This window comes from Parvularcula dongshanensis (assembly GCF_014199615.1).
Lineage (GTDB): Bacteria > Pseudomonadota > Alphaproteobacteria > Caulobacterales > Parvularculaceae > Parvularcula > Parvularcula dongshanensis.
The window spans coordinates 55,405-67,419 of sequence record NZ_JACHOB010000002.1 but is presented as its reverse complement, the minus strand read 5'-3'; the positions used below and the strand labels follow the sequence as shown (position 1 = coordinate 67,419).

At 69.7% G+C, this 12,015-nt stretch carries 10 protein-coding genes; 2 read left to right on the top strand and 8 right to left on the bottom strand.

Annotation, left to right across the window (positions count from 1 at the left end; genetic code table 11):
- Positions 1-131 precede the first annotated feature (131 nt).
- On the bottom strand, positions 132-1,340 hold the full coding sequence (locus GGQ59_RS05960) for a TrkH family potassium uptake protein (RefSeq protein WP_183816877.1): 1,209 nt from the start codon (positions 1,338-1,340) through the stop codon (positions 132-134).
- Positions 1,341-1,579: 239 nt separating this feature from the next.
- Positions 1,580-2,557, bottom strand: coding sequence for a bacteriorhodopsin (locus tag GGQ59_RS05955; RefSeq protein WP_183816876.1), 978 nt, complete (start codon positions 2,555-2,557; stop codon positions 1,580-1,582).
- 173 nt (positions 2,558-2,730) lie between these two features.
- Here GGQ59_RS05955 and GGQ59_RS05950 point away from each other — a divergent pair, with 173 nt between their 5' ends.
- Positions 2,731-3,108 carry a hypothetical protein gene (locus tag GGQ59_RS05950; protein ID WP_183816875.1) on the top strand — a complete coding sequence of 126 codons (378 nt, stop codon included), beginning with the start codon at positions 2,731-2,733 and terminating at the stop codon, positions 3,106-3,108.
- On the opposite strand, the gene GGQ59_RS05945 is transcribed toward GGQ59_RS05950, so the two are convergent.
- Positions 3,105-3,413 (bottom strand): GIY-YIG nuclease family protein, encoded by a 309-nt coding sequence (locus GGQ59_RS05945; protein WP_183816874.1) that lies wholly within the window; start codon positions 3,411-3,413, stop codon positions 3,105-3,107. The two genes, GGQ59_RS05950 and GGQ59_RS05945, sit on opposite strands and share 4 nt — an antisense overlap.
- Positions 3,414-3,598: 185 nt before the next feature.
- On the opposite strand from GGQ59_RS05945, the gene GGQ59_RS05940 reads away from it, so the two are divergent.
- Positions 3,599-4,075 (top strand): MaoC/PaaZ C-terminal domain-containing protein, encoded by a 477-nt coding sequence (locus GGQ59_RS05940; protein WP_183817287.1) that lies wholly within the window; start codon positions 3,599-3,601, stop codon positions 4,073-4,075.
- A gap of 4 nt (positions 4,076-4,079) precedes the next feature.
- On the opposite strand, the gene GGQ59_RS05935 is transcribed toward GGQ59_RS05940, so the two are convergent.
- The 5 genes from GGQ59_RS05935 to GGQ59_RS05915 form a co-directional block, all read right to left on the bottom strand.
- Positions 4,080-4,541 carry a DUF2147 domain-containing protein gene (locus GGQ59_RS05935; protein WP_183816873.1) on the bottom strand — a complete coding sequence of 154 codons (462 nt, stop codon included), beginning with the start codon at positions 4,539-4,541 and terminating at the stop codon, positions 4,080-4,082.
- 100 nt (positions 4,542-4,641) lie between these two features.
- Entirely contained in the window at positions 4,642-7,440 is a 2,799-nt protein-coding gene (locus GGQ59_RS05930) for a phosphoenolpyruvate carboxylase (RefSeq protein ID WP_183816872.1), read from the bottom strand.
- Between the two features lie 83 nt (positions 7,441-7,523).
- Entirely contained in the window at positions 7,524-8,807 is a 1,284-nt protein-coding gene (locus GGQ59_RS05925) for a TolC family protein (RefSeq protein WP_183816871.1), read from the bottom strand.
- Between the two features lie 10 nt (positions 8,808-8,817).
- Complete coding sequence (locus GGQ59_RS05920) at positions 8,818-10,119, bottom strand: HlyD family type I secretion periplasmic adaptor subunit (RefSeq protein ID WP_183816870.1); 1,302 nt, start codon at positions 10,117-10,119, stop codon at positions 8,818-8,820.
- Positions 10,116-11,984 carry a type I secretion system permease/ATPase gene (locus tag GGQ59_RS05915; protein ID WP_183816869.1) on the bottom strand — a complete coding sequence of 623 codons (1,869 nt, stop codon included), beginning with the start codon at positions 11,982-11,984 and terminating at the stop codon, positions 10,116-10,118. The genes GGQ59_RS05920 and GGQ59_RS05915 overlap by 4 nt, the downstream gene beginning before the upstream one ends.
- Positions 11,985-12,015 lie beyond the last annotated feature (31 nt).

The following is a 12,015-nucleotide window of genomic DNA, read 5'->3' as shown; positions in this document are numbered from 1 at the left end:
TCCCTTTGCATTTGAAGCCGGGAATGGTCTGCGACCCGCTCCGCGTGAGGGGCACGCTTGTCACGATCCCGCCGCGATTGCATCCGCTGCACGCCCTTGTGACCGTACTCGGCGACGAGGCCCGTGCTCGCCTAGTCGCGCGTGCGCCAGACGCTCGGCTTCAAGAGCAGCAGGGCCGCGAGGATCTCGACCCGTCCCAGCCACATGGCGAGGATCAGCGCCACGCGCGTCAGTACCGGCGGCGTGCCTTCGCTCGACGGGCCTGCCGTCAGGCCAGTGTTGTTGAGCGCCGATGCCCATTCGAACAGCGCGTCGATCGGTGCGTGGCCGGCGAGGATCAGGCAGAGCCAACCGATCACCGTGAACCCGGCCCAAGCGACGATCAGGCGCAGCGCCCCCTTCGCGCCGTCGCCCGGCGTGTCGGGCAGGTCCGCGCGCGGCCTGAAGACCGCGTAGAGGGCGAAGGCGAGGGCGGCGAAGCGCATCAGTTTGATGCCGCCGGCAGTCGAGCCGAGGTCGCCGCCGATGTACATCGAGACGATGAGGAGCGCCTTCGAGGACGCGCTGAGGTCCGGGACCGCGAGCGAAGAGAAGCCCGTCGTGCTCTGCGCCGAGGAGGCGACCTGAAGCGCGTCGAACAGGGCGACCGGGGCGGGCCCTGAGCGTTCTATGGAGAAGACGCCGAGACCGAAGACGGCCGAAAGCGAGACCAGCACGAAGACGACCGCGCCGAGCTTGCGCAGGCCCGCGCGCTCGATGGCCGGCCGCACGTAGTCTGACAATGCGACCGCGCCGAGCAGGGCGAACGCCATCAGGCAGGCGGTCGTGACGTGCGGCACGTCGGTCAGCGAGTTGTTGAGTGACGAGAAGCCCGCCGTCGAAACGGCAGTCAAGCCGTGCAACAGCGCCTGGTGGAAGGGAAAGCCGGTTGCCCAGGTCAGAAGGATGCAAGCGACGGTGAGGAGGCCGTACACCAACGTCACCTGCTTGGCCCGTTCGGCGAGGTTCGGCTTCTCGTCTCCGTCCTTGCCCGCATCGTCCGCGATGTCGGACTCGGCCATTTGCTGAGCGGCCGTGGCTCTACGGGGGAGGAGCGCGACCGTCAGCGTGACGATCGCGTAGCCGCCGACCCATTGTTGCCAGGCGCGCAGGAAGTGCAGGGCGAAGGGCTGCGCATCGATGTCGGTATAGCGGGTAAGGCCGGTGCCGGTGATCCCGGACATGCCTTCGAAGACCGTATCGAGAAGGGAAAGGCCGCACCAGAGGTAGGGGGCGCTCGAGACGAGCAGCGCGAGGGGGAAGGCCAGGGCGACGGCCATCGCGTCCTCGGCCTCGGTCACGTCGCGCGGCGCCGCCGTCCGCAGCGCGAGGACGCCCAGCCAGACCGACAGGGCGGCCGTCGGCAGGAGGGGGAAGAAGACCTGCCAGACACCGCCGAACAGCGCGACGAGGAGCGGCAGGACAGTGAGGACGGCGAGGGCTGGAAAGAACCGCAGGGTGAGGGCGGCGACCCGGATCGCCCGGGCCTCCGGATCGTCCCTGCGGCGGGAACGCGGTGCGTTCCCGACCGGAGTATCGCTCAGACGTCGGCCCTTTCGCGCATGGTGGAGGCGGGTTGCTCCGTCCCTTGAATCGGGCGGACGTCGACGTCGGGTCGCCCGAAGACGAGGCCTTGGCGAGCCAGGATCGCCGGTTCGAACCCGTCATAGGCCGAACGGATCAAGGCGACGCGGCTGAGCATGACGCCGAAGACCAGCTTCGAAGTGATGTCCGCGACGGTGTAGACGGCCTGACGGAAGACCATGCCGTCGGCGTTCGGCCAGATGGCGGGCAGGACGTAGCCGAGCGTGTAGAGCGTCCAGGTGGCAACCAGGAACACGCCGATCCGGCCCATCTCCTTGCGCACGCGGTCCGGAACGTCGCCGACGACGCGGTGGGTCAGGACCATCACCTTGTAGTTGATGTAGATGAAGGGGATCGTGGAGACGAAGCCCCAGACCCAGAACGGGTAAGCGTTGCGCCCCTCGGCGACGGCGAGGCCGGCGGCTGCGGGCTCGAAGTACTGGCCGATATAGCCGGTGTAGACCATGACCAAGCCCGCCAGGGTGAGCTTCCACCAGTTCGACCAGAACGCGGCGCCCGTCAGTCCGACGACGACGAGAAGCTGCGTCAGCAGCATCGGCACGTCGATCGACCAGTTGATGTACCGGTATCCGTTCGAAAACTCGGCATCCGTCACCGGCAGCCAGGCGTTGGGGCTCGTCTCGCCGATCGTCGAGAGCAGACCGGTGCTGGCCGCCCCGGCAGCGCCGGTCAGCGGAACGGCGACGAACGCCTCCTCCCAAGACCGGAAGAGTTGATAGAGTTCGAGCGCGGCGGACACCATCACGACCGCCGACAGGATCGAACTGATCCTGTACCAAGGCGCGGTGTTCTTCAGCGACAGGGCGAAGTAGACGAGGCCGGCTGCGAAGACGGCGACCGACAGCGTGAACATGTGGCGGACGAAGTCGTACTGCCAATGTTCGAAGGCGAGGAAGTTCTCGAGGTTGGGCATGAAGCGCTCCGGCTGTGCGTAGGCTCAACCTATGGCGCGGCGCCTCGGCGGCCAGTGTGGGGCTTCATCTGCCGGTGGGCAAGACGAGGCCAAGAAGACTCCAACTCAGCGGGGAATCGAACGGTTTTGTTGTCCGACTGTTCCTTCGAAGGAAGCAGTATCAGGAGGACCAGATGGCTGATCCGAATACCACGGGGACCACGACCGGCACGACGACGCCCGGAACGGCGCCAGGCGCTACCCCCGGCACGACGACCACCGCCGGCACGACCACCGGCACCGGCTACACCGCCGATAACGTGCGCGTCGCGCCCGCCGACAACGCCCCGGCGACGCGCAAGGATTCCGCCGCGACCAAAGGTCTCATCGTCGGCATCCTCACCTTCATCGGCCTTTGGCTCCTCGAGCTCGCGATCAACTCGACGCCGCTGCCCGAATACGGCCGAGTCTCGGTCGCCGACATGATCGTCTACGCAATCATCGGCATCATCGTCGGCGTCGTCGTCAAGCTGATCGACAAGTCGCGATCGACGAAGACGACGAAGGTCTAGACTTCGAGGGAAGCGTCCGCGCGGATACGCTGTGCGGACGGTTCCTCGCTCAAGTCGGACCAAGCCGGATTGGCGGTTCGTACGAGGGCTGCGCGTTCGGCGAATGGCCAAGCGCGCAGCCGGGCCGTGCGTAGCTTCGCCGTGTGGCGGCAGCCATACCGCTCGACGTGAACGAGGCGGTCGATCGCGTGCATCCTCGCATAGGGTGCCCCGTGGCCGGTCTTGACCGCGAACACCGCGCGGCTGAGCTCGCGTGTCGTCATGATGTAGAGGCGGTCCCGCCGCGCCGTGGCGAAGATCGCCACGTGCCAGGCTTCGTGCGGCGTCGGGGGTATGCCTTGAAAACGGTCGGGCAACGGCACGACGGCGCGTTTGCCTCTCTTTCTCCCTGTCCTGATCCGGCCAGCCTTCATCGCGACGGGAAGAATCACGCGGGGCAGTCTGCGTAAAGACCTTGTCGCAGAGGGGACTCTTCGTCACGCCCGGCACGATGATCACCGAGCCGCCGCCCGCTCCCGGCCCCGACGCCGCCCGCTTCGCCGATCTCATCGGCCGGCGCTTCGGACCTTCGGAATGGATCCTCATCGATCAATCGAGGATCGATGCCTTCGCCGAGGTGACGGACGACCACCAGTTCATCCACGTCGATCCGGAGGCCGCGGCGCGGACGCCCTTCGGCACGACGATCGCGCACGGTTTCCTGACGCTTTCCTTGCTGACGGCGTTGATGCCGACGGACATCGCGATGCCGGACGGTTTGAGCTTCGGTCTCAACTACGGGTTCGAGCGGGTCCGCTTCGTCGCGCCCGTCCGGTCGGGAACGAGGGTGCGAGGCCTCGCGACGCTCGCCGCTGCGACGACCCGCGCGCCTGGCCAGACCCTCCTGAGTTGGGACGTGACGGTGGAGGCGGAAGGAAGCGCGCGCCCCGCTCTGACGGCCCGGTGGTTGACGCTGGCCTTCGGCTGAGCGCTCAATCGGCGCCGTCGTCCAGGGCCATCGGCGCGGCGCGGTCCCAAAGCTGCCCCTTGCAGATCGGGCCGAGGCAGCCCTTCACCTCGAGCGTGTCCTCGTCGACCCGACGGATGCGGGCGCGGTAGGTGTTGCCGTTGCCGGGATGGTAGATCGCGCCGCCGCGCCAGTCCTCGGACCCGGCCTCGAAGCCGTGGAGGAGGGTGATGCCTTCGATCGGGCGGCCGCGCAGCGCCTCGTCCTTGTTGTGCTCGTCGACGGTGACCTTGCCGCGAACGGGATCGACCCAGGTGACGATCCCGCACGGCGTGCCGTCGCCGCAGTCCTTGATCCGGACCAAGCTGTCGTGATCGGGCGTGTACCAATAGCCCCAGACCGTATGGGGACCCGCCACGGCCTCCGCGCCGGCCCCCGCCGGAAGAAGGAAGCAAAGGCTAAGAAGCGCGCCGCTCACTCGTCGCATAGACCACTCCTGCCGCCCCGTGCCCGAGGCTCACGCTAACGCGAGCCTCGGAGGGCCGCCACGGCAGAGTGCGGGCGGAGCGCGAAGAAGGGGTTAACTGTTACCCCAAAGCCGCGAAGTGGTTGGCGACGCCGACGGAGACCCGGAGGATCATCTCGTAGGTCTCCTCGAGCGGCCGGATGAAGTCGCGCTCGATCGCCTGGTAGCGCGGCGTGGCCTCGGCCGGGTAGTCGGCCGGCTCGTCGAGTTGCGCCTGTTGCGTCGGATCGGCACCCATCGGGAAGGTCTCGCGCAGCGTCGCGACCGCTTGCGGCACGTCGAGCGCGAAGATCAGCGCCATGACGTCCTCCCGGCTGAACCCGCCTTGGGGCGTGAAGGCCGGAAGGCGCGCCGCGATCAGGAAGGCGTGCTGGATCAGGCAGAGCCGCACCGCGTGAAGGATGTCCAGATGGACCGGCGGGTAGGACTTCGCCGGCAGGTCCATGGCCGTCAGCGCCCGGGTCAGCGCGATCGAATCCGAGCGCAGGCGGCCTGCGAGCTGCAGCGCCGCGAAGTAGCGCGGATCGTCCGACAGCGCGCCGGCCAGCACCGCGCAGGGCGCTTCGAGCGCCTCTTCCTCGCCCGAGAGCGGGCGGGTCGCCCAGAAGCTCCCGTCGTAGAGCTTCATGTAGGCGATCATGGTCTTCATCTCGGAGTGGCTGTTCGCCGTCGCGACGAGGCGCATGATGCGGCCCATGCGATCGGACTTGCTGCACAGCCGGGCATAGGCCTCGGGCTCGATGCCGACGGCGCTGCCGACCCCGCCGAGGATGTTCGCGAGGAATCCCATCTGCTGCAGGATGCCGTTGTGCGGGATCGCCCGGATGCGGCGCAGGGAGGTCTCCTCGTCCGCACCCCGGTCGAACTGCCGCCGCGACTTGCGGCTGCCGGTCTTGGGCAGGAGGGCGAGGCCCATCGCGCCGAGCGCGACGTTGTAGGCGGGGTCGGAGAACAGGTCTTCCTGTCGCCGCTTCACCGCGTTGAAGAAGTCGAGGCTCGCCGCCGTGTCGCGGTAGAACGGGTCGTTCGCCGGCGAGGCTTCGGCCGCGAGCGCGTGGGCGCGCAGGATGCCGCCCAGCGTCCGCTCGGCGAGAAGGTCGTCGGTGAACCAGACGTAGCCGTCGCCGCCCTGGAAGCTCTGCTCGTGCACCAGGTTGATGCCGCGCTCCGCGAACTGCGCCCGCGCCCAGGGGCTGCAGGCGTAGAGGCAGCGGTCGAGGATGCCGCCGGGGTGACCGCCCCGGCCCATGCTCTCGCCATGCGTGTCGTAGATGACGGCCTCGAGGTCGCCGAGGCCGTGCCGGTGCATCTCGTCGGCGAGCTGGCCCTGCAGCCGCTCGATCGCGAGGCCGGCGGGCACCTGGCCCATGAAGCGGCCCGCATCCGAGAAGCCGGTCTCGATCGAGACCCGGCCCCGGCGCTTCGCCTGCGTGCGGTAGGCTTCCTGCTGGAAGAGGACGTCGAGGATGCGACGGCCGCGGTCGAGCGAGATCGCCGTCTCGAAGAGGGGGCAGACGTCGATCTTGTGGTCCGTCCCGAAGAGCTTGGCGAGGTAGATCGCGGTCAGGACGGTGACCGGGTTCTCGCACTCCGCGATGAGAAGGCGCACGGGCGCGTCCTCGTCGACATGCTTCAGGATCTGCGAGGTGGCGATGAAGAGGCGCGCCGCGGAGGACGTCTCGGCCGCGAGGCTCGCGAAGTTCACCCGGACGGGCTCGGTCCGCGCGATCAGGGCCGAGACCTCCTCGAGCGCGGAGCGGCCGAAGAGGTCGTCCTCGCGGTTGAAGCCGAGCGCCGTGCGCGCCGCGTTGCGGATCTGCGCGGCGTTGAGGCGGAAGTGGATGTCGCCCATGCCGAGGCCGAACAGCTCCATCTCCGAGCGAAGGGCCAGGAGACGGACCGCGGCGTCCGGATCGGCTCGGTCGGCGAGCTGGGCCAGTTCGCGCATGATCGGCTTGACGCTGGTCAGACGGTCGTCGCCGTCCGCCGTCAGCGCGTTCGCGGCGGCCGCGAGGTCGGCCGGGTCGGTGAGCGGCACGCCGAAGGCGTCCGCGTCACGGCTCGCCCGGGCATGGGCGTCGGCCAGCTTGTCACGCAAAGCGCTCGCGGGCTCGAAGTCGATTTCTTCGAGGCGGGCGAGGTAGATGCCGAGCCTGTCGCGCTTCTCCTCCAGGCGGTGCGCGATCACGGCCTGCCAGCCGATGTCGTTCCGCCCGTCCATGTCGTAGCCGACCCAGGTGCCAAGGCCGATCGGCGTCGGGCTGAAGCCCCGCCACTCGCCGGGGAAGCGGTCGCGTGCATAGGTGAGGAGGGCACGGGTCAGCCGGCCGAGCGCATCGCCCGCCGTCCGCATGGCATGCTCGGCCTGCCGGTGCTCCTCGCCGAGGGTGATGTCGTCGTCCGGCATGCCCGGTCCCTCGGAGGGAACGGCGCCCTCGGCCGCGCAGGCGGCGAGGCGCTCGCGCGCTTCGGGACGCAGGAGGAAGGTCGGGTGTCCGGTGAAGACGATGGTCTCGCGTCGGCGGGACCAGAACGCCTCGAACGCCGCGAAGTCGGGAAGGGGGTCGGACAGGCTGCGGACCACGCCCGCGAGGTCTTCTTCCTGATCGAGCTGCAGGTAGCGACGCACGTGCTCCGCCCGGTTGGCGAAGGCATCCTTGTCGAGAAGCCCGAGCAGCGCCGTCAGCTTGGCCCGGTCGAGCTTGCCGCCTTCCAAGGCGCGGGACAGCTCGTGCGCGAGTTGCCGGACGGGGTTCGACAGGGGGTCGCGGCGAACCTCGCTACGCAGCGACTCGAGGCGAGCGCCGAGCGCGTCTTCGAGGGCGTGAGGGCTGAGACCGTCGAGGTCGGGGAGGGACATGGCGGCTCCGAAACTTTAACGTTCGGGGCGGGTGTGCAGGACGCGGCCGCCCCGTGCAACGGGGGGCAGCCCTATGCGCTGCATCACTCGATGACAGGATCGACCAGAATGCCCATGGCCGCGTAGAGGCGAACGAGCGCCGAGTAGTAGGCGAAGCGCGCATTCGTCTCCTGCCGGACCGCGCCGTAATAGGTCTCGTTGGCGAGGACGAGGTCGGTCAAGGTCTTGGTGCCGCGCTCATACTCGATCTCGGTCGCGCGAAGTTGAGTGCGCGCGTCGACGCTCGCCTCGAGCAGGGTCTCGCCGACGTTGAGCGTCACCTGCGCTTCGGAGAGCGCCCGGCGGACGGCGTCCTCCACGATCAGCCTTTGCAGGTCCTCGTCGGCCTTGGCGCCGCGCAGGCGCGCTCGGGCATCGAGGCTGCGGGCCCGGTTGCGCCCGCCCGTGTAGAGGTCCTGACGCAGCGCGAAGCCGATCCGCGCCTCCTGCTGGTCCTGACCGAAGCCCGGGTCGTCCTGGTAGAGCGCGAAGGCGTTCGCCGAGATCGTCGGCAAGTGCGCGCGCCGCGCCTCGTCGAGGCGGGCCGTCGCGGCCCGGACGGTCGAGCGCGCCTGACGCAGGGCGAAGGACCGGTCCATCGCCCTGTCCGTCGCGGCGACGGGCGAGAGCGCCAGCGTCTCCTCGGCCTGCCGGTCCAGCATGCCGGTCGCGCTTTCCCCCTCGACGCAGGGCACTTCGCGTCCCGTCAGGACGGAGAGGCGGACGAGCGCGCCGTCCGCTTCGACGCGCGCGTTCAGCGTGTCCGACCGGGCGACGGCGTAGCGCGCGCGGATCTGCGCGGCGTCCGTCAGGGTGATCACCTGCCTCGACAGGCGTTCCGCGGCCGCGTCGGCGTCGCGGCCGTAGCTCTCCGCCTGCTCCTCGGTCAGCTGCAGGATGCGCTGGGCACGAAGGACGTCGATGTAGGCGAGCGCCACTCCTTCGGCGACGTCGATGCGTGTCTGGTCGACCCCGTGCCGCGCCGCTTCGAGCTGCGCCTTCGCGGCGGCCTGGCTCGCGCTCCTCTGACCGAAGGTGAAGAGATCCTGCGTGACCTGCACGCCGACCTGGTCGTCCCGCGTCCGATCGAGCGGGAGGGTGTTCCCGAGCCCTGCCTGACCGAACAGGCTCACCTGCGGCAGGTTCTGCGAGTAGCTCGCGAGGGCGCCGGCGAGCGCCTGCTCGCGGCTCGCCTCTGCGCCGTCGATGCGGGGATCCCGGCTCAGCGTCTCGGTCAGGGCGGTCCCGAAGCCCAGACATTGCTGCGCGCCCGCCGGCAAGGGCAGGCACAGGGCGCACGTCGCCGAGGCGAGCAACAGCTTCCGCATCATCCGCTCGTCAGTTCATCCGGGAGCCGCGCGACATGGTCGCCCGGATCGGCTCGAAGACGTAGTCGAGGAAGGTGCGCGAGCGGCCCGAGGCGATGAAGGCCTCGACGGGCATGCCGGGAAGGACCTCGATGCGCGCGGCGGGGTCGAGATGCGAGGCGTCGAGCACCACCCGGGCCTCGTAGTAATGCGTACGCGTCACCGGATCCTCCACGAGGTCGGCGGAGACGCCGACCACCTCGCCGGGCAGGCGGGGGGCACGGAACGACTTGTAGGCCGTGAGTTGTGCTTCGACCGACTGGCCGGCCGTCACGGAGTCCCGGTCCGTCGGGGAGAGGCGGATCGACGCGATCAGCGCGCTGTCCCGCGGCACGATCTCCATGATCGGCTCGCCCTGCCGGACGACCCCGCCGACGGTCGACACGGCGAGGTTCAGGACGGCGCCCGCGATCGGCGCCTTGATCGTCGTGCGGGCGAGCCGGTCCTCGGTTCCGCGCAGACGCTCGCGGGCGGCGAGGGCGCGGCTCTGCGCCTCGACGACCTCTCGGCCGGTCTGTTCCAAGAAGCGGGCGCGTGCCTCGGCGATCTGATCGTCCGTCTCCGCGATGGCGCCTTGCGCCTCGTTCCGGGCGCCCGCGAGCCTGGAAAGCTCGCCTGCGAGGCTAGCGACCTCGCGGGAGAGCCGCTGGACGTTGCCGATCGTCTCCAGGCGCTGCTCGAGAAGCTCGCGGCGGAGCTTCAGGTCCTCGCGTCCCGACGCGAGGGCATTCTCGGTCGCGTCGATCTGCCCGCGAAGGTCCGAGACCCGGCCGACGAGGCTCGCCCGGCGGGCCTGTAGGACGCCGATCTCGGCGTCCCGTGCGGCGCGCTGCTGCTCGAACAGGGTCGACTGACGGGCCTCGATCTCGTCCCGCACGCCCTCGGGCAGGCCGATCCCGCCGAGGCTCGAAAAGTCGGGTTCGTCGCCGGCGCTGCGCAGGGCGGCGAGGCGCGCGAGGCTCGCCGTGTTGATGGCAAGGTCCTGCGCGAGCTCGTCCCGCGAGGCCTGCGACTGCAACGGCTCGAGCTCGAGGAGGACGTCGCCTGCCTCGACGCTCTGGCCCTCGCGGACGTACAGCTCACGGATGATCCCGCCCTCGTAGTGCTGCACGCGCTGGCGGTCGTCGCGGACGACGACCTGGCCCGAGGCGGTGACGCCCTCTTCGAGCGGCGCGACCGCGCTCCAAAAGATGAAGCCGCCGAAGCCCAGCGCGCAGGCCAGCATCGAGTAGCGGATCGTCCGGTCGGCGAAGGGGCCGCGCGGCGCGGTCACGAGGCTTCCTCCGGCTTGACCGGGGCAGGCACGGTGATGGGGGTTCCGGCGGGGTTCGGCCGCTGCGGCGCCTCGCGGCTGCGGCGGAGGTCCGAGACCTTCTTGAGGTACTCCTCGCGCGGGGTCAGCACGACCTTGCGATCCTGGATGACCATGACCTGGTCGGCCGCGTTGATGAGGCGGAGGTCGTGGGTCGCGATGATCGCGGTCACCCCGCGGTTCTGCGGCGCTTCGCGCGTGTAGGCCGCGAAGCGCGCCATCAGGTTCGCCGCTAGGTTCGCGTCGAGGTGCGCGGTCGGCTCGTCGAGGAGGATCAGCGCCGGGCTGCCGAAGAAGGCGCGGGCGAGGCCGACCGATTGTCGCTGACCCGCCGAGAGGTGCACGCCGCCCTCGCCGATCGGCGTGTCGTAGGCCTGCGGCAGACGAAGGATCATGTCGTGACAGCCGACGCGCCGCGCGGCGTCGAACACGGCCTCCGGGTCCGCGTCGGTGAAGCGGGCGATGTTCTCGCGCACCGTCCCCGTCAGAAGCTCGACGTGCTGCGGCAGGTAGCCGACGTAGCGGCCCCGGTCGCGCGCGTCCCAGGCCGCCATGTCGCGTCCGCCGAGGCGAACCGTGCCCGCCCGCGGCGCCCAGGCGCCTGCGACGGACTGAAGGAAGGACGTCTTGCCCGCGCCGGAAGGCCCGAGGAGGGCGATGAGCGCGCCGGGTTTCAGCTCGACCGTCATCGGCGGCAGGAGCGGCTTGCCCGCGCCCGGAATGCCGACGGCGAACTCTTCGAACTTGAGCTGCGGTTCGGGCCGGGGCAGGGCCGTGACGGCGGCGACGTGCATCGGCAGGTCGGAGGCTTCGTGTCCGTCGACCCACTCGGCGAGTTCCCGCCAGGCCTTCCGCCCAAGGATCACCTGCCGCCAGATCGCGACGGTCTGATCGATCGGCGCCAAGCCGCGGCCCATCAGGATCGAACCCGCCACCACGGTGCCCGGCGAGATCTCGCCGAAGACGAAGAGCGCCGCGCCGCCGCCGAGGATCGCGATCTGAAGGATCTGCCGGAACGAGCGCGTCATGGAGGACAGGACGGTCGCGGCCTCGCCCGCGCGAAGGTTGTGGTCGACCGCGTCGCGGCGAAGGGTCTGCCACTGGCCGACGGCGCGGTCGGTCATCCCCATCGAGACGATCGCCGCGCGCTGCCGGACCATGTGGTTGAGGTGGTTCTGCGCCCGCTGATCGCGCTTGCCGGCCTCCTCGACCGCCGTGCGGCTCAGCCTGTCGGTCATCACCGCGAGGCCGAGCAGGATGAGCGCGCCTATGAGCGCGATGCAGCCGAGCACGGGGTGGATCAGGAAGAGGATGCCGATGAAGAGCGGCGCGAAGGGCACGTCGAAGATCGGTGCCAGCGTCCCTTGCAGCAGGAGGCCCTGCACCCGCGAGAGGTTCGCGACCGCCGACACCGTCTTCGCCGAGGGCATCGCCGCGGCGGCGAGCCCGCGGCGAAGCGTGACCCCATCGAGGCACTCGCCGAGCAGCTGTCCTGCGCGGGTGAGCGCCCGCTTCCGGCCCGCATCGGCCGCCATGTAGATCAGCAGCAGGAAGACCGCGATCCCGGTCAGGTAGATCAGGGTCTCCATCGATCCCGACGACATGACGCGGTCGTAGACCTGCAGCATGTACATGGGAGAGACGAGGAAGAGCAGGTTGACCACAACCGAGAAGCCCGCGGCCGTCCAGAAGTAGGCGCGAAGGCGCCGGACGGCCCGCCCGCTGAGCGGCCCGGTGTCGGCCTCCGCCTCGACGCCGCTCAGCGCCGCTGCGTGCGGCGGGGCGGGCGCGTTCTCCGGCGCCGTGTTGTCGTCGGTCTGGTTCATGGAAGTTCCATCATGGGCGAAGGCAAGACAT

Coding starts and splice junctions, on each gene's coding strand:
- GGQ59_RS05955 (WP_183816876.1), bottom strand. CDS start 2,557: ATGCCCAACCTCGAGAACTTCCTCGCCTTCGAACATTGGCAGTACGAC.
- GGQ59_RS05935 (WP_183816873.1), bottom strand. CDS start 4,541: ATGCGACGAGTGAGCGGCGCGCTTCTTAGCCTTTGCTTCCTTCTTCCG.
- GGQ59_RS05915 (WP_183816869.1), bottom strand. CDS start 11,984: ATGAACCAGACCGACGACAACACGGCGCCGGAGAACGCGCCCGCCCCG.
- GGQ59_RS05940 (WP_183817287.1), top strand. CDS start 3,599: ATGATCACCGAGCCGCCGCCCGCTCCCGGCCCCGACGCCGCCCGCTTC.
- GGQ59_RS05930 (WP_183816872.1), bottom strand. CDS start 7,440: ATGTCCCTCCCCGACCTCGACGGTCTCAGCCCTCACGCCCTCGAAGAC.
- GGQ59_RS05925 (WP_183816871.1), bottom strand. CDS start 8,807: ATGCGGAAGCTGTTGCTCGCCTCGGCGACGTGCGCCCTGTGCCTGCCC.
- GGQ59_RS05950 (WP_183816875.1), top strand. CDS start 2,731: ATGGCTGATCCGAATACCACGGGGACCACGACCGGCACGACGACGCCC.